This window comes from Frankia casuarinae (genome assembly GCF_000013345.1).
Taxonomy (GTDB): domain Bacteria; phylum Actinomycetota; class Actinomycetes; order Frankiales; family Frankiaceae; genus Frankia; species Frankia casuarinae.
The window spans coordinates 679,411-703,273 of record NC_007777.1 but is presented as its reverse complement, the minus strand read 5'-3'; the positions used below and the strand labels follow the sequence as shown (position 1 = coordinate 703,273).

General features: G+C 69.0%; 34 protein-coding genes. 2 read left to right on the top strand and 32 right to left on the bottom strand.

What is annotated here, in order from left to right; translation table 11 throughout:
* Nucleotides 1–40: 40 nt before the first annotated feature.
* On the top strand, nt 41–601 hold the full coding sequence (locus tag FRANCCI3_RS03100; protein WP_011435071.1) for an SWIM zinc finger family protein: 561 nt from the start codon (nt 41–43) through the stop codon (nt 599–601).
* Nucleotides 602–799: 198 nt separating this feature from the next.
* Here the strand turns inward: FRANCCI3_RS03100 and glmS are convergent, their stop codons facing one another.
* The 4 genes from glmS to rplM all read right to left on the bottom strand — a co-directional run bounded on the left by glmS (nt 800) and on the right by rplM (nt 5,281).
* Nucleotides 800–2,722 (bottom strand): glutamine--fructose-6-phosphate transaminase (isomerizing), encoded by a 1,923-nt coding sequence (glmS, locus tag FRANCCI3_RS03095; protein ID WP_011435070.1) that lies wholly within the window; start codon nt 2,720–2,722, stop codon nt 800–802.
* Nucleotides 2,723–2,859: 137 nt separating this feature from the next.
* Entirely contained in the window at nt 2,860–4,227 is a 1,368-nt protein-coding gene (glmM, locus tag FRANCCI3_RS03090) for a phosphoglucosamine mutase (protein WP_011435069.1), read from the bottom strand.
* Nucleotides 4,228–4,336: 109 nt separating this feature from the next.
* Nucleotides 4,337–4,744, bottom strand: a complete 408-nt coding sequence (gene rpsI / locus FRANCCI3_RS03085; RefSeq protein WP_011435068.1) for a 30S ribosomal protein S9 — start codon at nt 4,742–4,744, stop codon at nt 4,337–4,339.
* Nucleotides 4,745–4,837: 93 nt separating this feature from the next.
* Nucleotides 4,838–5,281, bottom strand: a complete 444-nt coding sequence (gene rplM, locus FRANCCI3_RS03080; RefSeq protein ID WP_011435067.1) for a 50S ribosomal protein L13 — start codon at nt 5,279–5,281, stop codon at nt 4,838–4,840.
* A gap of 294 nt (nt 5,282–5,575) precedes the next feature.
* Between rplM and FRANCCI3_RS03075 the strand changes: the two genes are divergently transcribed.
* The gene (locus tag FRANCCI3_RS03075; RefSeq protein WP_051569455.1) at nt 5,576–7,036 is read left to right on the top strand and encodes a hypothetical protein; all 1,461 of its coding nucleotides are present in this window, start codon (nt 5,576–5,578) and stop codon (nt 7,034–7,036) included.
* 40 nt (nt 7,037–7,076) lie between these two features.
* Here FRANCCI3_RS03075 and truA read toward each other — a convergent pair whose 3' ends face one another.
* From truA to rplB, 28 genes are all read right to left on the bottom strand, one after another.
* Nucleotides 7,077–7,907: a tRNA pseudouridine(38-40) synthase TruA gene (gene truA / locus FRANCCI3_RS03070; protein ID WP_035940875.1), complete on the bottom strand. Its 831-nt coding sequence runs from the start codon at nt 7,905–7,907 to the stop codon at nt 7,077–7,079.
* Nucleotides 7,908–8,115: 208 nt separating this feature from the next.
* Nucleotides 8,116–8,736 (bottom strand): 50S ribosomal protein L17, encoded by a 621-nt coding sequence (rplQ, locus tag FRANCCI3_RS03065; RefSeq protein WP_011435064.1) that lies wholly within the window; start codon nt 8,734–8,736, stop codon nt 8,116–8,118.
* Nucleotides 8,737–8,868: 132 nt separating this feature from the next.
* Nucleotides 8,869–9,918, bottom strand: coding sequence for a DNA-directed RNA polymerase subunit alpha (locus FRANCCI3_RS03060; protein ID WP_011435063.1), 1,050 nt, complete (start codon nt 9,916–9,918; stop codon nt 8,869–8,871).
* 175 nt (nt 9,919–10,093) lie between these two features.
* Complete coding sequence (rpsD, locus tag FRANCCI3_RS03055; RefSeq protein WP_011435062.1) at nt 10,094–10,723, bottom strand: 30S ribosomal protein S4; 630 nt, start codon at nt 10,721–10,723, stop codon at nt 10,094–10,096.
* A gap of 95 nt (nt 10,724–10,818) precedes the next feature.
* Entirely contained in the window at nt 10,819–11,223 is a 405-nt protein-coding gene (rpsK, locus tag FRANCCI3_RS03050; RefSeq protein WP_011435061.1) for a 30S ribosomal protein S11, read from the bottom strand.
* A 78-nt stretch (nt 11,224–11,301) separates the two neighbouring features.
* The gene (gene rpsM, locus FRANCCI3_RS03045) at nt 11,302–11,682 is read right to left on the bottom strand and encodes a 30S ribosomal protein S13 (protein ID WP_011435060.1); all 381 of its coding nucleotides are present in this window, start codon (nt 11,680–11,682) and stop codon (nt 11,302–11,304) included.
* A 200-nt stretch (nt 11,683–11,882) separates the two neighbouring features.
* Nucleotides 11,883–11,996, bottom strand: coding sequence for a 50S ribosomal protein L36 (rpmJ, locus tag FRANCCI3_RS23995; protein WP_003956441.1), 114 nt, complete (start codon nt 11,994–11,996; stop codon nt 11,883–11,885).
* A 79-nt stretch (nt 11,997–12,075) separates the two neighbouring features.
* Nucleotides 12,076–12,297 (bottom strand): translation initiation factor IF-1, encoded by a 222-nt coding sequence (gene infA / locus FRANCCI3_RS03040; RefSeq protein WP_006541558.1) that lies wholly within the window; start codon nt 12,295–12,297, stop codon nt 12,076–12,078.
* Nucleotides 12,298–12,597: 300 nt separating this feature from the next.
* Nucleotides 12,598–13,434, bottom strand: a complete 837-nt coding sequence (map, locus tag FRANCCI3_RS03035; RefSeq protein WP_011435059.1) for a type I methionyl aminopeptidase — start codon at nt 13,432–13,434, stop codon at nt 12,598–12,600.
* A gap of 141 nt (nt 13,435–13,575) precedes the next feature.
* Nucleotides 13,576–14,229 carry an adenylate kinase gene (locus FRANCCI3_RS03030; RefSeq protein WP_011435058.1) on the bottom strand — a complete coding sequence of 218 codons (654 nt, stop codon included), beginning with the start codon at nt 14,227–14,229 and terminating at the stop codon, nt 13,576–13,578.
* Nucleotides 14,229–15,521, bottom strand: coding sequence for a preprotein translocase subunit SecY (gene secY, locus FRANCCI3_RS03025; RefSeq protein ID WP_011435057.1), 1,293 nt, complete (start codon nt 15,519–15,521; stop codon nt 14,229–14,231). The genes FRANCCI3_RS03030 and secY overlap by 1 nt, the downstream gene beginning before the upstream one ends.
* A 261-nt stretch (nt 15,522–15,782) precedes the next feature.
* The gene (rplO, locus tag FRANCCI3_RS03020; protein WP_011435056.1) at nt 15,783–16,313 is read right to left on the bottom strand and encodes a 50S ribosomal protein L15; all 531 of its coding nucleotides are present in this window, start codon (nt 16,311–16,313) and stop codon (nt 15,783–15,785) included.
* Between the two features lie 2 nt (nt 16,314–16,315).
* Nucleotides 16,316–16,501 (bottom strand): 50S ribosomal protein L30, encoded by a 186-nt coding sequence (gene rpmD / locus FRANCCI3_RS03015; RefSeq protein WP_011435055.1) that lies wholly within the window; start codon nt 16,499–16,501, stop codon nt 16,316–16,318.
* Nucleotides 16,501–17,109 carry a 30S ribosomal protein S5 gene (gene rpsE, locus FRANCCI3_RS03010; protein WP_011435054.1) on the bottom strand — a complete coding sequence of 203 codons (609 nt, stop codon included), beginning with the start codon at nt 17,107–17,109 and terminating at the stop codon, nt 16,501–16,503. The genes rpmD and rpsE overlap by 1 nt, the downstream gene beginning before the upstream one ends.
* A 71-nt stretch (nt 17,110–17,180) precedes the next feature.
* Nucleotides 17,181–17,555: a 50S ribosomal protein L18 gene (rplR, locus tag FRANCCI3_RS03005; RefSeq protein ID WP_011435053.1), complete on the bottom strand. Its 375-nt coding sequence runs from the start codon at nt 17,553–17,555 to the stop codon at nt 17,181–17,183.
* Between the two features lie 10 nt (nt 17,556–17,565).
* Complete coding sequence (gene rplF, locus FRANCCI3_RS03000; RefSeq protein WP_011435052.1) at nt 17,566–18,102, bottom strand: 50S ribosomal protein L6; 537 nt, start codon at nt 18,100–18,102, stop codon at nt 17,566–17,568.
* A gap of 12 nt (nt 18,103–18,114) precedes the next feature.
* Complete coding sequence (gene rpsH, locus FRANCCI3_RS02995) at nt 18,115–18,525, bottom strand: 30S ribosomal protein S8 (RefSeq protein ID WP_011435051.1); 411 nt, start codon at nt 18,523–18,525, stop codon at nt 18,115–18,117.
* Nucleotides 18,526–18,678: 153 nt separating this feature from the next.
* Nucleotides 18,679–18,864 carry a type Z 30S ribosomal protein S14 gene (locus FRANCCI3_RS02990; RefSeq protein ID WP_011435050.1) on the bottom strand — a complete coding sequence of 62 codons (186 nt, stop codon included), beginning with the start codon at nt 18,862–18,864 and terminating at the stop codon, nt 18,679–18,681.
* Between the two features lie 4 nt (nt 18,865–18,868).
* A complete protein-coding gene (gene rplE, locus FRANCCI3_RS02985; RefSeq protein ID WP_011435049.1) occupies nt 18,869–19,468 on the bottom strand; it encodes a 50S ribosomal protein L5 in 600 nt (199 codons plus the stop codon).
* 41 nt (nt 19,469–19,509) lie between these two features.
* Nucleotides 19,510–19,836, bottom strand: coding sequence for a 50S ribosomal protein L24 (rplX, locus tag FRANCCI3_RS02980; RefSeq protein WP_011435048.1), 327 nt, complete (start codon nt 19,834–19,836; stop codon nt 19,510–19,512).
* Between the two features lie 2 nt (nt 19,837–19,838).
* Nucleotides 19,839–20,207 carry a 50S ribosomal protein L14 gene (gene rplN / locus FRANCCI3_RS02975; protein ID WP_009740518.1) on the bottom strand — a complete coding sequence of 123 codons (369 nt, stop codon included), beginning with the start codon at nt 20,205–20,207 and terminating at the stop codon, nt 19,839–19,841.
* A 76-nt stretch (nt 20,208–20,283) separates the two neighbouring features.
* Nucleotides 20,284–20,592, bottom strand: a complete 309-nt coding sequence (gene rpsQ / locus FRANCCI3_RS02970) for a 30S ribosomal protein S17 (protein WP_011435047.1) — start codon at nt 20,590–20,592, stop codon at nt 20,284–20,286.
* 5 nt (nt 20,593–20,597) lie between these two features.
* Complete coding sequence (gene rpmC, locus FRANCCI3_RS02965; protein WP_011435046.1) at nt 20,598–20,864, bottom strand: 50S ribosomal protein L29; 267 nt, start codon at nt 20,862–20,864, stop codon at nt 20,598–20,600.
* Complete coding sequence (rplP, locus tag FRANCCI3_RS02960) at nt 20,864–21,280, bottom strand: 50S ribosomal protein L16 (protein ID WP_009740521.1); 417 nt, start codon at nt 21,278–21,280, stop codon at nt 20,864–20,866. The genes rpmC and rplP overlap by 1 nt, the downstream gene beginning before the upstream one ends.
* A 2-nt stretch (nt 21,281–21,282) precedes the next feature.
* Nucleotides 21,283–22,230 (bottom strand): 30S ribosomal protein S3, encoded by a 948-nt coding sequence (gene rpsC / locus FRANCCI3_RS02955; protein ID WP_011435045.1) that lies wholly within the window; start codon nt 22,228–22,230, stop codon nt 21,283–21,285.
* On the bottom strand, nt 22,230–22,655 hold the full coding sequence (gene rplV / locus FRANCCI3_RS02950; protein WP_011435044.1) for a 50S ribosomal protein L22: 426 nt from the start codon (nt 22,653–22,655) through the stop codon (nt 22,230–22,232). Before rplV ends, rpsC begins: the two co-directional genes overlap by 1 nt.
* Entirely contained in the window at nt 22,648–22,929 is a 282-nt protein-coding gene (gene rpsS / locus FRANCCI3_RS02945; RefSeq protein WP_011435043.1) for a 30S ribosomal protein S19, read from the bottom strand. Before rpsS ends, rplV begins: the two co-directional genes overlap by 8 nt.
* 93 nt (nt 22,930–23,022) lie before the next feature.
* Nucleotides 23,023–23,856 (bottom strand): 50S ribosomal protein L2, encoded by an 834-nt coding sequence (gene rplB / locus FRANCCI3_RS02940; protein ID WP_011435042.1) that lies wholly within the window; start codon nt 23,854–23,856, stop codon nt 23,023–23,025.
* Nucleotides 23,857–23,863: the final 7 nt, after the last annotated feature.

Here is a 23,863-nt window from a genome sequence, read left to right as displayed (position 1 = left end):
TAGGCATCCCCGAACCGCGCGAATTCCGTAGGATTGAGCAGTGATCATTTCGGGGTCCGGGGAGAACGGGCACGGCGGAGACGCCGTCACCCCGCTCGAGGCAGCCTTCGAGGAACGCGCCTGCGCACAGCACGCCGGCACCGACGTCTTCATGGAAGGGGTGAATCTGGCTCTTCTCGGTCGAGTCGAACAACTCCGTATCCGCCCCACCAACGCATCCGGCACGGTGGACGACGACGGTTCGTACGAGGTCCGCCTGGAGGCGGCCGACGACGGGCCACGGACGGGCTGTACCTGCACCGAGGGATCCACCGGCTCGTTCTGCCGGCACGCGGTCGCGGTCGCCCTCGTGGCCACCGGCTCGGCGGGGCTCGCCGAGGACGACGAGGGGGAGGACGGCACGATCCTCGGCGAGGAGACCCTCTTCACCGACGACCCGGTCCACGCCGCGATGCGCGTCTTCCTCAGCCGCGCCCCTCGCGCCGAACTTGTCGAGACCCTGCTCGACGCCGCCGACGACAACGACGCCGTCGCCGATGCGCTGTGGGAGGCGACGGTCGCCTGGCACGGCCGTCAGCACGGAGCGACGCCGTCCACCTGACCGGCAGGCCCCTGACCCGCAGGCCCGAGCCCCCGCAGCCCGATGCCAGGGGCCCCACACTGCGCCGAAGGCGCCGTCGACTACCCCAGGAAGCTCGCCGAAGGCGAGCTGACAGAAACCCCGAACGGCGCCCGATGCCAGGGGCCCCCACACTGCGCCGAAGGCGCCGTGTGGGGAAGGCGCCGTGTGGGGAAGGGCTTACTCGACTGTCACCGACTTCGCCAGGTTACGCGGCTGATCGACATCGAGGCCGCGCGCAAGCGCCAGCTCGCACGCGAAGACCTGCAGCGGTAGCGTCGTGACCAGGGGCGCGAACAGCGACGCGGTCGCGGGCACGCGGATGAGATGATCGGCGAACGGTTCGACGGCGGTGTCGCTCTCTTCCGCGATCACGATCGTGCGGGCGCCACGCGCCCGGACCTCCTGGATGTTGGAAACGATCTTTCCGTGCAGGTTGGCACGACCCCGCGGGGACGGCACAACGACGAACACCGGCAGGCCGGGCTCGATGAGCGCGATCGGCCCGTGCTTGAGCTCCCCCGCCGGGAACCCCTCGGCGTGCATGTAGGCGAGTTCCTTGAGCTTGAGGGCCCCTTCCAGGGCCACCGGGTACCCCACATGACGACCGAGGAATAGCACCGCCTTCGCGTCGGCCAGGGCGCGGGCGAGCTCCCGCACCGGCTCGACCGTTCCCAGCGTCCGTTCGATCAGCTCGGGCATGCGCTGGAGCCGCTCGACGTACGCGGCGACCTCGTCGCCGTAGAGCACGCCGCGCACCTGGGCCAAGAACAGGCCGACGAGAAGGCACGCGGCGACCTGCCCGAGGAAGGTCTTGGTGGACGCGACCCCCACCTCCGGGCCGCAGCGGGTGTACAGCACCGCATCGGACTCCCGAGGGATCGTAGAACCGTTGGTGTTGCAGATGGCCAGCACCCGCGCCTTCTGCTCGCGCGCGTGTTTGACCGCCATCAGCGTGTCCAGCGTCTCGCCGCTCTGGCTGATCGCGATGACGAGGGTGGACCGGTCGAGCACCGGGTCGCGGTAGCGAAACTCCGAAGCCATCTCGACCTCGCAGGGCAGCCTGGTCCAGTGCTCGATTGCGTACTTCGCGATGAGGCCGGCGTGGTAGGCGGTGCCGCAGGCGACGATGAAGACCTTGTCCACGTCCCGGAAATCCTGGCCAGACAGCCGCTCCTCGTCGAGCACGATCGCACCGTCGGCGGAAAGCCGACCGCGCAGCGTGTCTGCCAGGGCGGTCGGCTGCTCGCTGATCTCCTTGAGCATGAAGTACGGGTAGCCGCCCTTCTCGGCGGCGCTGGCATCCCAGTCGACGTGGTAGCGCCGACCCTCGATGATCTGGCCGCCGAAGTCGGTCACCGTCGCACCGTCCCGGCGGGCCTCGACCACCTGATCCTGCCCGATCTCCAGCGCCTCCCGGGTGTGGGCGATGAAGGCCGAGACGTCGCTGGCGAGGAAGGTCTCCCCCTGACCGAGCCCCACGACCAGCGGGCTGTTACGCCGGGCCCCGACAACCACCTCCGGGAAGTCGCGGTGCAGCACGACCAGGGTGAACGCGCCTTCCAGCCGCCGGCAGACCCGTCGCAGCGCGACGGTCAGCGGATGCGCGCCCCCGTCGTACCCGCGGTCGGCACCAGCACCAGCACCAGCACCGGTGCCGGTGCCGGTGCCGGTGCCGGCAAGCTCGACTTCGAGGAGATGGGCGACGACCTCCGTGTCGGTCTCACTGGCGAGCTCGTGGCCGACCGTCTCCAGCTCGACCCGCAACGCGGCGAAGTTCTCGATGATCCCGTTGTGGATGACGGCGATGGCGCCGGTGCAGTCGGTGTGCGGATGGGCATTCGCGTCGGTTGGTCCACCATGCGTGGCCCACCGGGTATGCCCCATGCCTGTGGTGCCGGGCATCGGCCTGGAATCCGGATTCTCGGCGAGCAGCTTCTCGAGGTTGGACAGCTTGCCGGCACGACGCGCCGTCCGCAGTGCCCCGGCGCCGACCACGGCGACACCCGACGAGTCGTAACCGCGGTACTCCAACCGCCGCAGACCGTTCAACGCGACATCCAGGGCCGCCTGGTCGCCGACGTAACCGATGATCCCGCACATGCGGCTCAGCGTACGCAGGTTCCCGGGGGTGAGAGCGTACCGGGGGAGGCTCGGGGCAAGGTGTCCGCTTGTGGCCGCGGCGGGACCGGTCAGCGGCGGGATCGGTCAGCGGCGGGATCGGTCAGCGGCGGGATCGGTCAGCGCGCCGGCGGCAACGCGGTGCGCACGACGGCGGCGAGCCGCTGTGCGACCGCCCGCGCGGCGGCGTCGGTGCCCGCCTCGACCATCACCCGCACGAGGGGTTCGGTGCCGGACGACCGCAGCAGCACCCGACCCTCGTCACCGAGTTCCGCCTTGGCCAGGGCGACGGCCCGCAGCAGTTCCTCATTGGTGTCCACCTGTGTCCGGTCGACGCCACGCACGTTCACCAACACCTGGGGCAGCCGGGTCATCGCCTTGGTGAGCTCGCCGAGCGGTTGTCCGGTCTCGGCGACCCGGCCCAGGATCCGCAACGCCGTCAACAACCCATCGCCGGTCGTCGCGTGGTCCAGGAACACCACGTGCCCGCTCTGCTCACCGCCGAGCACGTAGCCTCCGGCGCGCATCGTCTCCAGCACGTACCGATCTCCGACGGGTGTAGTGACGACGGTGATACCGGCCTCCCGCATCGCGTGGTGAAAGCCCAGATTCGACATCACGGTGACCACCACCGTGTCGTCGACCAGCTCACCCCGCTCGGCCAGCGCCAGAGCACACATCGCCAGGATCTGGTCGCCGTCGACGACCTCACCGGTCGCGTCCACGGCGAGGCAACGGTCCGCGTCGCCGTCATGGGCGATGCCGACGTCGGCGCCGTGCGCCACGACCGCGGCACGCAGGCTGTCGAGATGGGTGGCACCGCTGCCGTCGTTGATCGCTATCCCGTCGCCGTCGGCGTGCAGCGCGACGACGTCGGCTCCGGCCGCCCGCAGCACCCGAGGGGCCAAGGTGGAGGCGGCGCCCTGGGCACAGTCGACGACGACCCGCAGGCCGTCGAGCGGCACCGGCAGCGTGGCCAGCAGATGCGCCGCATACCGGTCGAGGAGAACCGGTTCGTCGCGGACCCGACCGACGTCGGCGCCGACGGGACGGCGGCTGGGAGGTAGGGCCATCCGCCGCTCGATGGCATCCTCGACCTCGTCGGGCAGTTTGAGGCCGCCGGCGGCGAACAGCTTGATGCCGTTGTCCGGCATCGGGTTATGGCTGGCGGAGAGCATGACGCCGAACATCGCGCCGCTGGCCGCGACGGCGTGAGCCACCGCGGGCGTGGGTGCCACCCCGATCCGGGCCACGTCGGCACCGGAGGCCGCGAGCCCGGCGACCACCGCGGCCTCCAGGAACTCCCCGGAGGGCCGCGTGTCCCGGCCGACGACCACTACCGGCTTACCGCGGCCGGAGGGCCCGCTGGTCCGGTTCGGCCCAGCGAGGACCTCGACCGCCGCGGAAGCCAGCGACAACGCCTGCTCCGCGGTCAGATCGATGTTGGCGACACCTCGGACGCCGTCGGTGCCAAAGAGCCTCACCATTGAGGTCTCCCTCGTCGAAGATCGTGGCGGAGACCGAGGGGGGCACCGGTGGCACCGATCCCCTCCGGGAGCACGCCTCCGGGGGCACGCCCGCGAAGGGGATCCAAGGTCAGCGCTTGCTGTACTGCGGAGCCTTGCGGGCCTTCTTGAGCCCGTACTTCTTACGCTCCTTGACCCGAGCGTCACGGGTCAGGAAGCCGGCCTTCTTCAGGGTAGGCCGGGACTCCTCCTCCGCCAGCGTCAACGCGCGGGCGAGGGCGAGCCGCAGCGCACCGGCCTGCCCGGAGACGCCGCCGCCGTGCAGCCGGGCGACGATGTCGTACGACTCCATCCGATCCAGTGCCTTGAGCGGCTCGTTGACGAGCTGCTGGTGCACCTTGTTCGGGAAATACTGCTCAAGCGTGCGCCCGTTGAGCGTCCACTGCCCGGTCCCCGGGAGCAGACGCACCCGGACGACCGCCTCCTTGCGCCGCCCGGTGGCGCGGGGATTGCCCTGTACGTCGGTCACGACAGCCACGTCGCGTTCCTTCCTCGGTTGATGCGTGGTTCCCGGGGCCGATACCGCCGGGCGGGAAGAGCCCGCCCGGCGACCGGCTCAGGAGGTCCGCGGCTACTGCGCGACCTGGATGATCTCGAACGGGGTGGGCTGCTGCGCCTGGTGCGGGTGAGTCGGACCCGCATAGACCTTCAGCTTGGTCCCCTGGGCTCGGCCGAGCTTGTTCTTCGGCAGCATGCCCTTGATCGCCTTCTCGACGATGATCTGCGGACGGGTGTCGAGCAGCTCCCCGTAGGAGGTGCTGCGCAGACCGCCCGGGAAGCCGGAGTGCCGGTGGTACTGGGCCTGCTCCCGCTTGTTCCCGCTCAGGGCGACCTTACCCGCGTTGATCACGACGACGAAGTCGCCGGTGTCGATATGCGGAGCGAAGTACGGCTTGTGCTTTCCACGCAGGAGCGTGGCGGCCTGGGTCGCCAGCCGACCGAGCACCACGTCGGTGGCATCGATGACGTGCCACACACGCTGGACATCCGCGGGCTTGGGCTGGTACGTGCGCACAGGTCTGCCTTCTCGTTCGGACGATCCCGCCAGGAGACTCCCAAGGGGCCTCTCGCGGATCTCGTCAAGAATGTGGAGCGCGCAGACGGGACGTGTCACGCGCAGCAGTCTTTGAGGTTACCAGGCGATCGGAGCGGTCCACCGGGGGGGCACGGAAGGCTGGAGTATCGGGAGTACGGGAGTACGGGAGAGCACCGGGAGTACGGACATGCAGTCGGTCCGGCCACCGACCATGGACACCTGACCGCGCTGAATCCCGCCGACAACCTGGCTATTCTCACCAGGATGACGGAGATGGGCAGCGGGCGATCTGACGGGCGCGAGGGGCCCGGGGCCCCCGGGCACGAGGGGCCGACCCCGCTGTCCGGAGGCGCCTGCCATGATCGGGCGTCTCCCGCGCCTGCCGAGGGCCGTCGGTCGGCCGGCGCGTCGAAGGGCGCGTCGGAGGGCGGCGGTCCGGCCTGCCGGGGAGGCACCACGGGCCCGACAGCGGCGACGATTCCCCGCCCGGGTGGCGCGCACCCCGACCTCGACGGCTGGACTCCCCCGGCCGACGATCCCCTGTTCGGGGGGTCCCGGACGTACTCGTTCTCGCCGAAGCCGACCTCCCTGCGGATCACGCCGCCCGACACCACGCCGCCCGACGTAACACCGTCCCCGACCACCACGAGCTTGAGCACGGGGCCAGCCGGGACCGGCGCCGCATCCGTGCCGCCGTCCGGTCCGACCCGCTATGAGCGCCCGGCATCCCGTCCACGGGACTCGGACACGCCGGCCTATCCGGGTGTCTCCCCACGCCCGGGTGTCTTCCCCGACACGGATGCCGTTACCGGCGGTCCCACCCTCATCGGTGAAACCGGCGAATCCCACCCACCCCCCGCGGCTGACAGCGGATTCGGCGACGGCGATCCGGTCGACGGCGATCCGATCAACGGGTCGGCACCGTCCGCCACCGCCGCATCGAGCGCCCGTGGCGCGTACCCGCCGAGGTGGGGGCGGAGCACTCAGGACCAGGCCGGGGACCGTGGGGTCCGCAGCGCTCGGCGGCTGCTGGCCGGCGTCGCCGGGGCCGTCCTCGTCCTCATCGCGGCGGTCGCGGTCGTGGCGGTGCGCAGCGGGGACAACGGGCGCAGCGGGGACAACGGGAACAAGACGCCCACCACCCGGCAGACGCTCCCACCGATCCCGGCAGGCTTCCTCGACAGCGCGACCCTCGACTCCGATCCGGTGACCGCCAACGAGTTCTTCTCCGACGAGCAGGTCGAGGCCGAAGGACGGAACTACCGACGGCTCGCCCGCAAACTGGACAACAGCTGCCCGGATCTCACTGGTGATCTGGTCACACAGCTCAAGGACCGGCGCTGCCGGCAGGTGGTGCGGACGCTGTTCCTCAGCACCCCGAGGGACGGCGAACGCCAGGTGTTGGCCGGCGTCACCGTCTTCGTCCTCGACAAGCTCGCCACCGCCACCGCCACCGCGGACATCCTCAACCAGGGACGCGGTGGCATCGTGCCCCTCCCCGTCCCGGCCAACTCGATTCCGAACGCGCGGATCACCGGCCCGGGTGGGAACAACTCGTGGCGGGGCGCGATCACCCGCGGGCACTACCTCATCTACACGCAGGTCGCCTACACCGACGGCACCCAGGGTGCGGGGATCGATCCCGCGCTGCGGAACGCCCAGACCGATCTGAGCACGCTCGCGACCGAGCCCATCGGAGACCGAGCAGTACTCGGCCACGGTCCGCGCCACTGACTCACCGGCGACCACTGACTCACCGGCGACCGGGGCCCCCTCAACCGGACGGCGTGGGGGGAATCCGGACGGCCCGGGTGACCTCGGCCCGGGCGGCCAGCTCAGGATCGGGCGGGTAACGCACGTCCACCAGCGTCAGGCCGTGTGCCGGCGCCACGGTGACGGCGGGGTCCCGGACACCTCGGTGCAGCACCGCCGCGGGCCATTGGGGCGGCTTGCGGCCCTCCCCGACGGCGAGCAGGGCGCCGACCAGCGCCCGGACCATGGAGTGGCAGAAGGCGTCGGCCTCGACGTCGGCCACGACGACCCCCTCAGGCCGGCGGAGCACATCGAGGCGCAGCAGCGTACGGACGGTCGTCGCGCCTTCCCGGCGCCGGCAGAACGCGGCGAAGTCATGCTCGCCGACCAGGAACAGCGCCGCCGCCGCCATCGCGGGCACGTCGAGCGGACGAGGCCAGGCCAGGGTGTCGAAGCGCCGCAGGGGTTCGGCTCCATACGGAGCGTCGGTGATCCGATAGACGTAGCGGCGGGAGAGCGCGGAGAATCTGGCGTCGAAGCCGGGCGGTGCCGGGGCGAGCCCGATGATCCGCACGGCCCGGTCCAGGACACCGTTCAGCCGCCGCGCGAGGCCGCCGAGCGGCACGTCGTCCGGGAGATCAACGTGCGCTACCTGACCGACGGCGTGGACACCCGAATCGGTCCGTCCGGCGACGGTGAGCCGTACCGCCGGCAACCGCGCCACCCGCATGAGGGCGTCCTCCACATCGCCCTGCACGGTGCGTTGGCCGGGCTGGCGGGCCCATCCCGCGAACGGCGTCCCGTCATAAGAGAGGTCCAGCCGCAGCCGAACCAGCCCGTCGGTCATCATCATCACCGGCGGGCAGCCGCCTCGCGACCCGCGGGACGACGTCCCGCGGAAACTCCCGGATCGGACATCTGCCTCTCCCCCGTGCAAGCGACGACGCGGCGGTGCGGCGGCACTAAAACGAAAGCCCGCCGCCCATGATGGGCGGCGGGCCTGCGCGGATCTACTCCAGGACGCGAGATTCGGCCAAAGATTTCGGCCTTCGGCCCGGATCTCAGTTTGCGGAGTTCTGCTCCCCGGCGCCGGAGTCGTCCCCGATGCCGGAGTCGTCCGTCTGCGCGGTCGTCGGCTTGCCGGCGGCCCCTTCGGCGGGGGTCTCCGCCGGCTCCGCGGCCTCGACTGCCACAGCAGCCGCGGTTGGCGACTCCTGGGCCAGCTCCTCCGCAGCCTCCACGGTGGCACCGGTGGGCTTGCGACGAGCCTCGAAACGGGTGCCCCGCGCCCGCTCGGCCTCACTGACGGCCTGCTGGCCGACGGTCAGCGCCTCGACCAGCTCGATCCGGGCCAGCGGGGCGTTGTCACCCTTCCGGTTGCCGATCTTGACGATCCGGGTGTAGCCACCGTTCCGGTTCGCGTAGCGCGGACCGATCTCGGTGAACAGGGTGTGCACGACCGAGTTGTCGCGTACCTGGCGCATGACACGCCGGCGGGCGTGCAGGTCCCCCCGCTTGGCGAAGGTCACCAAACGCTCGGCGTACGGACGCAGCCGCTTGGCCTTCGCCTCGGTGGTGGTGATGCCGCCGTGCTCGAACAGCGCGGTGGCGAGGTTGGCCAGCAGCAGCCGCTCATGTGCGGGGCTGCCGCCGAGCCGGGCGCCCTTGGTTGGCGTGGGCATGATGAGTGCTCCTCGTTCCTTTCACTGTCCTGCTGGTCACCGGCCTAGCCAGGCTGCCCGCCCGAAGGACGCGGCTCTCGCCACCGGAGGGTCGCCGAGGGCCCCCGCCGGAAGCGGAGGCCCTCGTGGAGATCAGTACTGCTCGGTCTCGATGAACTCCGCGCCGTCGTCGGACGGGTCGGAGAACGACGGGCTGTACGCGTCGGTGCCGTAGGTGTCCACCGCCTGGCGCGGGTCGAACCCGGGCGGGGAGTCCTTGAGCTGCAGGCCCATCGCGCCCAGCTTCGTCTTGACCTCATCGATCGACTTCTGCCCGAAGTTACGGATGTCGAGCAGGTCGGCCTCGCTACGGGAGACCAGCTCGCCGATCGTGTGGATGCCCTCACGCTTGAGGCAGTTGTAGGAGCGGACGGTCAGGTCCATCTCCTCGATGGGCAGCGCAAGGTCGGCCGCCAGCGCCGCGTCCGCGGCGGACGGGCCGATGTCGACGCCCTCCGCCTCGGCGTTGAGCTCCTGAGCCAGCCCGAACAGGCCGACCAGGGTCTTGCCGGCGCTGGCCATCGCGTCTCGCGGGGAGATCGACGGCTTGGTCTCGACGTCAACGATGAGCCGGTCGAAGTCGGTCCGCTGCTCGACGCGGGTCGCCTCGACCTTGTAGGTCACCTTCAGCACCGGCGAGTAGATCGAGTCGATCGGGATCCGCCCGATCTCCTGGCCGGCCTGCTTGTTCTGGGCCGCGCTGACATACCCGCGCCCCCGCTCGACGGTCAGCTCGATCTCAAGCTTGCCCTTGTCGTTCAGAGTGGCGAGCCGCAACTCGGGGTTGTGCACCTCGACGCCCGCCGGCGGGGCGATGTCCGCCGCCGTGACCTCGCCGGGGCCCTGCTTGCGCAGGTACATCACGGTCGGCTCGTCGTTGTCGGAGCTGACGACCAGTTCCTTGAGGTTCAGGATCAGGTCGGTCACGTCCTCCTTGACGCCGGGCACGGTGGAGAACTCGTGCAGCACGCCGTCGATGCGGATGCTGGTGACCGAGGCACCTGGGATGGAGGACAGCAGGGTCCGGCGCAACGAGTTACCGAGGGTGTAGCCGAAGCCCGGCTCCAGCGGCTCGATCACGAAGCGTGAACGGAACTCGGAGATCGGGTCTTCGATGAGGGTGGGACGCTGAGCGATCAGCATGAGAACGTCCTTCCGACCACGGCGACCGCCATATGACGCCGTGTGGTGCGGGCCCCCTGACGGGAGCCGGTGGGCGGAACATCGGTCCATTCCACCCACGGGTGGTGTCCGGGCGGAGGCCCGCCCGGACTCCAGTGTGCTCCGCCCCTGGCTGCGGGGACGACGCCGGTAGATTTTACTTGGAGTAAAGCTCGACGATCAGCTGTTCCTGCACCTGGGTATCGATCACCTGCCGCGCCGGCAGCGAGTGCACCAGGATCCGCAGCTGGCTCGGGATCACCTCCAGCCAGGCTGGAACGGCCCGACCCTGACCCGCGGTCTCCCGGGCCACGATGAACGGGGTGAGCTCCCGGGCCTTCGGCGCGATCTCGACGATGTCGTTCTCGCTGATCCGATAGCTGGGGATGTCGACCTTGCGGCCGTTCACCTGGACGTGGCCGTGCCGGACAGCCTGACGGGCGGCGTCCCGCGAGGGTGCGAAGCCACCCCGGTACACGACGTTGTCGAGCCGCGACTCAAGGATCTTCAGCAGCTCGTCACCGGTCTTGCCGGCCCGGCGATTCGCCTCGTCGTAGTAGCCCCGGAACTGCTTCTCCAGCACGCCGTAGATCCGGGCGCACTTCTGCTTCTCGCGCTTCTGCAGCAGGTACTCGGAGTCCTTGGTGCGGCCACGGCCGTGCTCGCCCGGCGGGTAGGGCCGGATCTCGATCGGGCACTTCGGGGTGTCGCACTTGCTGCCCTTGAGGAACAGCTTGGTCTTCTCGCGGCGGCAACGCTTGCAGTCCGCGCCGGTGTAACGGGCCATCTAATCCTTCTCTCTCGTTTCCTGGCGCGAACTCGAACACGACGCCACGACACCGGCCGGCGTGGAGCCCCGGCCACGGCCGCCTCGCCGCATGGTCACACCCTGCGCCGCTTGGGCGGGCGGCAACCGTTGTGCGGGGTCGGGGTGACGTCCTGGATCGCACCGACCTCGAGCCCCGCGGCCTGCAGGGAACGGATCGCGGTCTCCCGGCCGGAACCCGGGCCCTTCACGAAGACGTCGACCTTGCGCATCCCGTGCTCCTGCGCCTTGCGGGCCGCGTTCTCGGCCGCCATCTGGGCGGCGAAGGGCGTGGACTTGCGGGAGCCCTTGAAGCCGACATGACCCGCCGAAGCCCAGGAGATCACGTTCCCGGACGGGTCGGTGATGGAGACGATCGTGTTGTTGAACGTGCTCTTGATGTGAGCGTGTCCGTGGGCGACGTTCTTCTTTTCCTTGCGCCGGACCTTCTTGGCGCCGGCTGCGCGCGTCTTGGGAGGCATATTCGCGTGTGGTCTCCGTGTACGAGGTCGTCGATCAGTGGTCGGCGGCGGACCCGAACGGTCCGCCGGGGACCCTGACTACTTCTTGCCAGCCTTCTTCTTGCCGGCGATGGCGCGGCGCGGGCCCTTGCGGGTGCGCGCGTTGGTGTGCGTGCGCTGGCCGTGGACGGGCAGGTTACGCCGGTGACGGAGCCCCTGGTAGCACCCGATCTCCATCTTGCGGCGGATGTCCTGCTTGATCTCCCGGTTGAGGTCACCCTCGACCCGGTAGTTCGCGTCGATCCAGTCGCGCAGCCTGACGATCTCTTCCTCGCTCAGATCACGAACACGCGTGTCCGGGTTGACCGCGGTGGCGGCGAGGGTGTCTCGGGAGCGGCTGCGGCCGATTCCGAAGATGTAGGTCAGAGCGATCTCAACCCGCTTCTCGCGGGGAAGGTCGACGCCGGAGAGGCGTGCCATGAACGGATGTTTCCTTCCTGCGGCCGGAGGTCTCGGGCGATGCCGTCCCGGCCGGCGCCGGGCCGGGCGGGCCCCGGCCTCCGACCGGGGGTGGGTCGTCCCGAAGAGGACGCCTGGCATCGCTTGGATGCGGTGGGCCGCATCTCGGCGGGCGGCACGTGCTGTGCCACCCGCCGGGACGAGGCGCACCCGTCAGGACATCAGCCCTGACGCTGCTTGTGACGAAGGTTGTCGCAGATGACCATGACTCGCCCGTGGCGACGGATCACCTTGCACTTGTCGCAGATCTTCTTGACGCTGGGCTTGACCTTCACGGCTGTTGCGGACCTCCTGCGCAGCCGCGGGCCGCGCGTGGCGATTGAGTGGAGCTACGGGCGAGTGAGAAAAGATCGACTACTTGTAGCGGTAGACGATGCGGCCGCGGGACAGGTCGTAGGGCGAGAGCTCGACCACGACGCGGTCCTCCGGCAGGATCCGGATGTAGTGCTGGCGCATCTTCCCGCTGATGTGGGCGAGAACACGATGACCGTTCTGGAGCTCCACCCGGAACATCGCGTTCGGGAGCGGCTCCACCACACGGCCTTCGATCTCGATGGCCCCGTCCTTCTTCGGCATGTCCTCCGCTGTCCTGACGTCGACTATGGGACGGCGGCTCGGCCGCGACCGGTCGGCCCCCCGAAATGTCCGGAAAAGCCCAGGTCAGAGGCTTGAACTACCCCGAGAGGAGCCCGAACCCACCAACCACACTGCCACCGACCGCAACTGCCATGGACAGGACTGCTATCGACACGGTGGAGCACACCGGCGTGAGAAGACCGCCAGCTAAAGAGTGTACGCTGCGACCCCCGTCAAGGGTCAACACGACCCCCGTCAAGGGCCGACGCGACCGACGCGACCTCAGCCGGTTCAGCCGGTTCAGGACGGGGCGTCAGCCGGCTGCCCGCAGACGACCCCGAGCTCGGCGAGTTTCGCCGCTCCGCCGTCCGGCGCCGTTAGCACCCACGGCCCACGGGGAGTGATTGCCACCGAGTGCTCGGTGTGGGCGGCGAGGCTGCCGTCGCGGGTCACGACGGTCCAGTCGTCGGGGAGCACGGCCGTGTCCGGCGACCCCATAGTGATCATAGGCTCGATGGCCAGCGCAAGGCCCTCGATCAGCCGGATGCCACGGCCAGGCCGGCCGTGGTTGAGCACGTGGGGGGGCTGGTGCATCTCGCTGCCGATGCCGTGGCCGCCGTAGTGGTCGACGATCCCGTAGCCATGTGGACGGACATGCCGCTCGACGGCGGCGCTGATGTCGGTGAGCTTTCCGCCGAGCTGGGCTGCGGCGAGGCCCGCCCACAGCGCGCCCTCGCACGTGTCGATCATCGCGAGAACCTCCGGGGCGACCTCACCGACCGGCACGGTGATCGCGGCGTCCCCGTGCCAGCCGTCCACGATCGCCCCGCAGTCGATCGAGATGATATCGCCCTCGCGCAGCACCCGCTTGCGGGTGGGGATGGCGTGCACTACCTCGTTGTTGACCGAGCTGCAGATCGAGGCCGGATACGGCGGCTGGGCATAGCCCTTGAAGGACGGGATACCGCCGTCGTCCCGGATCGTCTTCTCGGCAAGGGCGTCCAGCTCGGCCGTGGTGACCCCGGGGACGACCGCCTCACGCAGCCGCGCCAGCGTCTTCGCGACGAGCAGGCCAGCAACCCGCATCTTGGCAATCTCTGCCGCCGTCTTGATCTGGACGTGCTCTCGTCGCGCCACGCTCGTCGCCCCGGTCCGTGTTCGTGTTGTGTCCGTTTCCGATGCTAGCCGCCGACCCCGCAGGACGTGCTCCAACGATCTTCCGCGAAAAGCACGGGAGTCACGTTCGGCCTGGTCCGCGCCCGGACCAGGCCGACGGGTTCAGTCGCCGTAGTGCCGCAGGGCGTCGAGCGCGCGGTCGGTGACGTTATCCACCGGTCCGGTGGCGTCGATACCGATCAGGATGCCCTTTTCGGCGTAGTAGGCCACCAGCGGCGCCGTCTGGTCCGCGTAGACCTCGAGCCGATGGCGGACCGTCTCCGACCGATCGTCGTCGCGCTGGAACAGCTCGCCACCACACCGGTCACAGACGCCTTCGACCGACGGCGGGTCGAAGTCGATGTGCCAGATGTGACCGCAGTTCCGACAGGTGCGCCGACCGGACAGCCGGCGCACCACCTCGTCGTCGTCGACGACGAGCTCGAGCACCACGTCCAGACGGGTCCCCATGCCATCGAGCATCTGCCCGAGCACCTCGGCCTGCGGGACGTTACGAGGAAAACCATCGAGCAGGAATCCCTTGACCGCGTCGTCCTCGGCCAAGCGGTTGCGGACCATACCGATGGTGATCTCGTCCGGTACGAGATCACCGGCATCCATGAAGGTCTTGGCCTTGACGCCCAGTTCGGTTCCCTGTCGCACGTTCGCCCGGAAGATGTCCCCGGTGGAGATCTTAGGGATCGACCGCGCCTGGGCAATGAACGCGGCCTGGGTGCCCTTTCCGGCACCGGGCGGCCCGACCAGTACGAGGCGCACTACCGGAGGAAACCTTCGTAATTGCGGAGCATGAGCTGGCTTTCGATCTGCTTCACGGTTTCCAGCCCAACCCCCACCATGATCAGGACCGACGTGCCCGCGAAGGGGAACGGCTGGTCCTTGGTCAGGTTCAACAGTGCCAACGGAAGGACCGTGATCACGCCAAGGAACAGCGATCCCGGGAGCGTGATCCGGTCGAGTACATGTTTGAGGTACTCCGCCGTCGGGTTCCCCGGCCTGATCCCGGGGATGAACCCACCATACTTCTTCATGTTGTCCGCGACCTCCGTTGGGTTGAAGGTGATCGCAACATAAAAATAGGTGAAGAAGATGATGAGTGCGAAGTATGTCACCAGATAGAGTGGATGGTCTCCCCTGGAGAGATATCTTTGCTCGAAGTCCTGGAAGCTCCGGTTGCTCCATACCTGCCCGGCGAGTTGAGGGAGCTGCAGCAGCGAGGACGCGAAGATGACGGGGATGATCCCGGCCTGGTTGACCTTGATCGGCAGGTAGGTCGACGTCCCGCCGTACATCCGCCGCCCGATCAGGCGTTTGGCGTACTGGACCGGGATGCGACGCTGAGACTGCTCGACGAACACGACGAACACGACGATCGCGAGACCGAGCAGGAGCACCAGGCTAAACACCACACCGCCGGCGACCTGGAGGATGCGTCCGCCCTCGGAGGGAAGCCTTGCCGCGATCGAGGTGAAGATCAGCAGCGACATGCCGTTACCGACCCCCCGGGTGGTGATCAACTCACCCATCCACATGATGACCGAGGTACCCGCCGTCATCGTGATGACAATCGTCGCGATCCGGAACAGGCTCGTGTCCGGGATGATGGCGGCCGAACAGCTGGGGAACAGCCGGCCGCTGCGGGCCAGCGCCACGATGCCGGTGGCCTGCAGAAGACCGAGGGCGATCGTCAGGTACCGGGTGTACTGCGTAAGCTTCTGCTCGCCCGAGCTGCCCTCCTTCTTCAGCTGCTCCAGCCGAGGGATCACCACAACGAGCAACTGAATGATGATACTCGATGTGATGTACGGCATGATGCCAAGCGCGAAGATGGACAGCTGCAGCAGAGCCCCACCACTGAACAGGTTGATCAGCGAGTAGACGTTGCTGCTGTCGGCACTCGCCGAGTCCAGGCAGGTGTTCACTGCGGACGTCGAGACACCCGGCGACGGCATGACGCTGCCGAACCGGAACAGCATCACGATACCGACGGTGAACAGCAGCTTCTTGCGCAGGTCAGGCGTGCGGAATGCCCGCGTGAAGGCGGTGAGCACGGCTCCTCCTGCTGGGATTGCGGACCGACGGGAAGTGGACATCCTGCCCGGTGCGGATCGCCTCCCCCGGCCGGTCGCCGAGGTCGGTTAGGCGACTGTAACAGGACACCCGGCCCACTCGTCCCGACATCACCATGGGTAAGCGATGGTGGACGGCAAGAGACGGCTGACGCCGAGGCGCACGGCCGTCTGGCGAGGGGTCCGGACGGGCGGGGCCGGGGTGGGAGCGGGGTGACATGGCCCACACCCCCACCCATGCTCTCAGCTCTGTGTGACGCTCCCGCCGGCAGCGGCGATCTTCTCCTTCGCGGAGGCCGAAAACGCGTCCGCGCTCACGTGCAGCGCGACGTTGATGTCACCGTTGCCCAGCACCTTCACCGGCGACTTGCCCCGCACCGCGCCCCTGGCCGCGAGGTCGGCCTTGGTGACCTCACCACCCTGCGGGAACAGTTCCGCGAGGGTGGCGACGTTCACGACCTGGTACTCGACGCGGAACCGGTTGCGGAAGCCCTTCAGCTTGGGCAGGCGCATGTGCAGGGGCATCTGGCCACCCTCGAACCGGGCGGGCACCTGCTTGCGGGCCTTCGAGCCCTTGGTGCCCCGTCCGGCGGTCTTGCCCTTGGAACCCTCACCGCGACCGACGCGGATCTTGGACTTATGGGCGCCGGGGGCTGGCCGGAGGTGGTGCACCTTCAGACCGCGGCCACGGACGACCGGCGCCGAGCCGGCCTCGGTGCCCACGCCGGTGGCGCCGGTGTCGTCACCGGCGTCGGTCTTCGTCAGTTCGGCCATGGCTAGGAGTCCACCTCCTCGACCCGGACAAGATGGGTCACAGTTCTAATCATCCCGCGAATCTCGGGACGATCATCACGGACGGTCGTCGCGTTGATCTTCCGCAGACCAAGGGTACGCAGCGTGGCCCGCTGGTTCGAGGTACCACCGATCCCCGACCGGATCTGCGTGATGCGCAGCTTGGCCATCAGACGCTGGCTCCCGCCGCACGGGCGCGCAGCATGGCCGGCGGAGCGACATCCTCCAGCGGCAGGCCGCGACGGGCGGCAATCTCCTCGGGACGCATCAGGCCACGCAGAGCGGCGACCGTCGCGTGCACGATGTTGATCGGATTCGATGAGCCGAGCGACTTCGAGAGCACGTCGTGCACACCGGCGCACTCCAGCACGGCACGGACCGGACCACCGGCGATGACCCCGGTACCGGGCGAGGCGGGCTTGAGCAGCACGACGCCGGCCGCCTCCTCGCCCTGCACCGGGTGCGGAATCGTCGAACCGATCCGGGGCACCTTGAAGAAGTGCTTCTTGGCTTCTTCGACGCCCTTGGCGATGGCGGCCGGAACCTCCTTGGCCTTGCCATAGCCGACGCCCACGGTCCCGTCCGCGTCACCGACCACAACGAGCGCCGTGAAGCTGAACCGGCGTCCGCCCTTGACAACCTTCGCCACGCGGTTGATCGCGACAACCCGCTCGACGTAGGCGTTCTTCTCCTGCGCCGGGCCGCTGCCCGACCGGTCCCGGCGTTCCCGACGGTCCGAGCCGCCGGAGCCGCCGCCGCGGCGCTGCTGGCCTGGCATCTACAACATCTCCCTGTTCTGGCTGTACTGGCGGTAAAGGCTGGACTGACTGTAAAGGCTGGGGGCAGTCATCAGAAGTCCAGCCCGTTCCCCCGCGCCGCGTCCGCGAGCGCGGCGATGCGGCCGGAGTAGGTCCGCCCGCCGCGGTCAAACACGACCGCGGCGATCCCGGCCGCCTTCGCGCGCTCGGCGACCAGGGCGCCGACCTTGCGGGCCTGCTCGGTCTTGTCCCCCTCGCCGCCGCGCAGCGACACGTCCAGGGTGGACGCCGACGCCAGCGTGTGGCCGGCGACGTCGTCGATGACCTGGGCGTAGATGTGCCGCGAGGACCGGGTGACGACGAGCCGTGGGCGAGACGGGGTGCCCGCCACCTTCTTGCGCACCCGGACGTGCCGACGGAGCTTCGCGGTCCGTCGACGCGAGCTGGCGCCGAGGCTCACTGCCATGATCTATCTCCTACTTCCCGGTCTTCCCGACCTTGCGGCGGACGACCTCGCCCTGGTAGCGCACGCCCTTGCCCTTGTACGGGTCAGGCTTGCGCAGCCCGCGGATCTTCGCGGAGACCTCACCGACCAGCTGCTTGTCGATCCCGTGGACCACGAAGCGGGTCGGGGTCTGCACCTCGAAGCGGATGCCCTCCGGGGCCTTGACCGGCACCGGGTGGCTGTACCCGAGGGCGAACTCCAGGTCGGAGCCCTTGGCCTGGACACGGTAACCGACGCCGACGATCTCCAGGGTCTTCGAGTATCCGGCGGTGACGCCGGTGACCATGTTGGAGACCAGGGTGCGAGTCAGGCCGTGCAGCGACCGGGAGCGACGCTCATCGTCGGGCCGGGTCACGAGGAGCCGACCGTCCTCCGTGTTCACCACGATCGGCTCGGCCACGACGTGGCTCAGGGTCCCTTTGGGCCCCTTGACGGTGATGGTGGCTCCCTCGACGGTGATATCGACACCGCTGGGGACGGGAATGGGCAGGCGCCCGATCCGTGACATCGCTCGCCCTCCTTACCAGATGTAGGCGAGGACTTCCCCGCCCACGCCCCGCTTGCCCGCCTGCTTGTCGGTCAGCAAACCCGACGAGGTGGAGATGATGGCGACGCCCAGGCCCCCGAGGACCTTCGGGAGGTTCGTCGCCTTGGCATAGACCCGCAGACCCGGCTTGCTGATGCGCTTGATCCCGGCGATCGAGCGTTCCCGGTTGGGGCCGTACTTCAGATCGATGACCAGGGTGTGGCCGACGCCGCCAGCCGAGGTCGCGTCCTCGACGTGCCAGCCGGAGATGTATCCCTCCTGCTGGAGGATCTCGGCGATGTGCGTCTTGATCTTGCTGTGGGGCATCACCACGCGGTCGTGGTACGCCCGGCTGGCGTTACGGACACGCGTGAGCATGTCCGCAATCGGATCGGTCATCGTCATGGCTTGACGCCTTTCTCACGGCGGTTCCCGCCAGTGCCGAGGTCGTCCTCGGCCGCCGGGCCTACCGCGATCGGGTGGAGGTGCGGTGGTGGTGCGGTGGAACCGTGCTGCCGGTGCCGCCGTTCCGGCCCCGGTCCGGGGCGCGGTACCGGCCTACCAGGAGCTCTTGGTGACGCCGGGCAGCTCGCCGCGGTGCGCCATCTGCCGCAGGCATACCCGGCAGAGCCCGAAGCCCCGGTACACCGAGCGGGAGCGGCCGCAGCGCTGGCATCGGGTGTAACCCCGGACCGCGTACTTCGGCTTACGGTTCGACTTCTCGATCAGTGCTTTCTTGGCCATCTCTCTAGTTCTCCCGGAAGGGGAAGCCCAGCGCCCGCAGGAGCGCCCGGCCCTCGTCGTCGGTGGTCGCGGTGGTGACGACCGTGATGTCCATGCCCCGAACCCGATCGATCCGGTCGATGTCGATCTCGTGGAAGATCGACTGCTCGGTCACCCCGAAGGTGTAGTTGCCGGCACCGTCGAACTGCTTCGGCGACAGCCCGCGGAAGTCACGGATACGCGGCAGCGCGATGGTGACGAGGCGGTCGAGGAACTCCCACATCCGGTCACCACGCAACGTCACCTTGGCGCCGATCGGCATCCCTTCGCGCAGCTTGAACTGGGCGATGGACTTCTTCGCGCGCCGGACCGCGGGCTTCTGGCCGGTGATGGCCGCAAGATCCCGCACAGCGCCATCGATCAGCTTCGCGTCCCGGGCGGCGTCTCCGACCCCCATGTTGACGACGACCTTGACGACGCCGGGGATCTGCATGACGTTGCGGTAGGAGAACTGCTCCCGCAGCGCCGGGGCGATCTCGTCGCGGTACCGCTGCTTGAGCCGTGGGACCGGGCGAGCGCCAATAGGCCGGCCTTCGATGGTCCGGCCCTCGGTGGTCACAGTCATGGTCTAATCTCGTTTCCCAACTGCTCGACTGCTCGCTCGGCCTACAGCTCGGTACCGGTGCGCCGCGAGACACGCACCTTGGTGCCGTCGTCGTTGATGCGGTAACCGATCCGGGTCGGCTTCCCGTCAGACGGGTCGACGATCATCACGTTGCTCACGTGGATCGGCGCCTCCTGGGTGATGATGCCCCCGGACTGCGAGCCGCGTGTGCCCTGCTGGACGCGGGTGTGCCGGGTGATCCGGTTCGCGCCCTCGACGAGGACCTTGTTCTGCTCCGGATAGGCGCGGATGACCTTACCCTTGAGCCCACGGTCCTTGCCGGTGATGATCTGGACCGTGTCGCCTTTCTTGATCTTCAAAGTGGCCACGGTCACAGCACCTCCGGCGCCAGCGAGATGATCTTCATGAACTTCTTGTCACGCAGCTCCCGGCCGACCGGCCCGAAGATGCGGGTGCCCCGAGGGTCACCACCGTCCCGGATGAGCACCGCCGCGTTCTCGTCGAAGCGGATGTAGGAGCCGTCCGGCCGCCGGCGCTCCTTGGTGGTACGCACCACGACCGCCTTGACCACGTCGCCGCGCTTCACGCCGGCGCCGGGCAGGGCGTCCTTCACCGTGCCGACGATGATGTCGCCGATCCCCGCGTAACGACGCCCAGAGCCGCCGAGCACCCGGATGCAGAGAATCTCCCGCGCTCCGGTGTTGTCGGCGACCCGAAGTCGCGACTCCTGCTGAATCACTTTCCGCTCCTGATCACCCGGTACTACTGATCACCCGGTCCTGCCCGGCCCCGGCGTCCGGGCCAGAACTACTTCACTACTTCGCCTTCTCCAAGACCTGAACGATCCGCCACCGCTTGGTCGCCGACAACGGCCGCGTTTCCATCAGCAGGACGCGGTCGCCGACACCGGTGGTGCCGCTCTCGTCGTGCGCCTTGACCTTCTTGGTACGACGGATCGTCTTGCCGTACAGCGGGTGCTGCACCCGGTCCTCGACCGCGACCACGACGGTCTTGGTCATCTTGTCGCTGACCACGAGGCCCTCGCGGACCTTGCGGAATCCGCGGGCGGGAGCCGCCGCGTCCGTGCTCTGCGAAGCCTCCTGGGAGGCCGTCTCGTCTGTCACTGTCCTCACGCCCGTTCCGACTGCGTCGCGTCATCGTCCGCCGCGCCGGCCGCCACCGCCGGATCGTCGGTGATACCCAGCTCCCGTTCGCGCATGACGGTGTAGATCCGGGCGATGTCGCGCCGCACGGCCTGCAGCCGGCGGTTGTTCGACAGCTGCCCGGTCGCCGCCTGGAACCGGAGGTTGAACAGCTCCTCCTTGGCCTCCCGAAGCTTGTCGACGAGCTCCTCGCCCGACAGGCTCCGCAGCTCGTCCGCGGTAGCGATAGCCATTACGCACCACCTTCACGGACCACGAAACGGCACTTCATCGGCAGCTTGTGGATAGCCCGCCGCATCGCCTCGCGGGCCACCGGCTCCGCGACCCCGGACAGCTCGAACAGGACCCGGCCCGGCTTGACGTTCGCGACCCACCACTCGGGCGAGCCCTTACCAGAACCCATCCGGGTCTCGGCCGGCTTCTTGGTCAGCGGACGGTCCGGGTAGATGTTGATCCAGACCTTTCCACCACGACGGATGTGCCGGGTCATCGCGATACGGGCCGACTCGATCTGCCGGTTCGTCACGTAGGCCGACTCCAAGGCCTGGATCCCGTACTCACCGAACGTGACCCGGGTTCCGCCCTTGGCGGCACCGGTCCGCCCGGGGTGGTGCTGCTTGCGGTGCGCGACCTTCCGGGGAATCAGCATGTCTATTCCTCCGCCTTCTCCGGAGTGTTCGCCACGGCCGCCTCGGCCGGCGCACTCGCCGCCTCGGCCGGCGCACTCGCCGCCGCGGTGGCGGGCTCCGCGACGGGTGCCGTCGGCTCGGTCGCCGCGGCCTCGCCCGCCGGAGTCTCAGCCGGGGCGTTCCCGCCACCACCACCACGGCCCCGGCGCTCGCCGCGGGCCGCCGCCCGGCCCGCTTCGGTCCCGCCCTGGGTCGTGCCGGACGAGCCGGAACGCGGCCCGCGGCGCGGGCGCTCCCGGCGGGTCTGGCGCTGCAGCGCCTCCTGCGCCTCACGCTCGGCCCGGCTCTGGACGATGTCGCCCTTGTAGATCCAGACCTTCACGCCGATGCGGCCGAAGTTCGTCCGAGCCTCATAGAAGCCGTAGTCGATGTCCGCGCGAAGGGTGTGCAACGGCACCCGACCCTCGCGGTAGAACTCCGACCGGCTCATCTCGGCGCCGCCGAGACGACCCGAGCACTGCACCCGGATCCCCTTCGCGCCGCCCTTCATCGCGGTCTGCATGGCCTTGCGCATCGCCCGGCGGAAGCTGACCCGGCTGGAGAGCTGCTCGGCCACCCCTTGGGCGACGAGTTGGGCGTCGACCTCGGGGTTCTTCACCTCGAGGATGTTGAGCTGCACCTGCTTGCCGGTGAGCTTTTCCAGGTCGCCACGGATGCGGTCGGCCTCGGCGCCACGGCGACCGATGACGATGCCCGGGCGCGCGGTGTGGATGTCCACCCGCAGCCGCCCCTGGGTCCGCTCGATGTCGACCCGGCTGATGCCGGCCCGCTCCATGCCCCGCGACATCATCTTACGGATCTTCACGTCCTCGCCGACGTACGCCTTGTACTGCTTGTCGGCGTACCAACGGGAGGTGAACTCCGAGGTGATGCCAAGCCGGAACCCGTGCGGGTTGACCTTCTGCCCCACTACCGGGCCCTCCTTGTCGTCTTCGCGCCCCGGCCGGCCGCGGAGACCGGCTCCCGGCTCTCCACCACGACGGTGATGTGGCTGGTGCGCTTGCGGATCCGGTAGGCCCGGCCCTGAGCTCGGGGCCGGATGCGCTTGAGCGTCGGCCCCTCGTCCACGTAGACCTCGCCGACCCACAGGGTGGCCGGATCGAGGCTGTGGTTGTTCTCGGCGTTCGCCGCAGCGCTGGCGACAACCTTGTACACGTCCTCGCTGGCCGCCTGCGGAGCGAACCGGAGGATGTCCAGCGCCTCGCCGACCGAGCGCCCGCGCACCAGGTCGACGACCCGGCGGGCCTTCGTCGGCGAGACCCGGACATAGCGGGCCGAGGCCTTCGCCCCGGGAAGACCGGCCCGGGTCAGGCCGTCAACGAGATCGTCAGCCACGGCGTGACCTCCGGTCCTCCTTGACGTGGCCACGGAAGGTCCGGGTCGGGGCGAACTCGCCGAGCTTGTGCCCGACCATGCCCTCGGTGATGAAGACCGGGACGTGCTTGCGGCCGTCGTGCACGGCGATCGTGTGCCCCAGCATGTCGGGGATCACGGTCGACCGGCGCGACCAGGTCTTGATGACGTGCTTGGTGCCCTTGGAGTTCTGCAGATCCACCTTCTTGAGCAGGTGGTCGTCGACGAACGGGCCCTTTTTCAGACTGCGTGGCATGGCTGTGTCTCCTCCTTCCTGCTCAGATCCGATGGGTACGGCTGGTCGGCGGCGCGCTGGTGGCCGACGCGGCCCGGGGCCTGGAGATCACCATTACCGCCGCCTGTTCTGCTTGCGACGACGCACAATGAGCGCGTCGGACGACTTGCGGGTCGCCCGGGTCCGCCCCTCCGGACGGCCCTTGGGATTGACGGGGTGACGACCGCCGGAGGTCTTACCCTCACCACCACCGTGCGGGTGGTCGACCGGGTTCATCGCGACACCGCGCACGGTGGGTCTGCGACCCTTCCAGCGCATCCGGCCGGCCTTACCCCAGTTGATGTTGCTCTGCTCCGCGTTGCCGACCTCGCCGACCGTCGCGCGGCAGCGCACATCCACGTTGCGGATCTCACCGGAGGGCATCCGCAGCTGAGCGTAGGGGCCGTCCTTCGCGACGAGCTGCACACTCGTGCCGGCGCTACGGGCGATCTTCGCACCACCGCCGGGACGCAGCTCGATGGCGTGCACCACCGTGCCGGTCGGGATGTTGCGCAGCGGCAGCGCGTTGCCGGGCTTGATGTCGGCGCCCACGCCGGAACTGACCGTGTCGCCCTGCCTGAGCTTGACCGGCGCGAGGATGTAGCGCTTCTCGCCGTCGAGGTAGTGCAGCAGCGCGATCCGGGCGGTGCGGTTGGGGTCGTACTCGATGTGCGCGACCTTGGCCGGCACCCCGTCCTTGTCCCGCCGGAAGTCGATGACCCGGTACGCCCGCTTGTGCCCGCCGCCCTGGTGCCGGGTGGTGATCCGGCCGTGGACGTTGCGCCCGCCCTTGGAGTGCAGCGGGCGGACCAGCGACTTCTCCGGGTGGTCACGAGTGATCTCGACGAAGTCGGCCACGCTCGCACCACGACGCCCCGGCGTCGTCGGCTTGTACCTACGAATACCCATGGCTTCC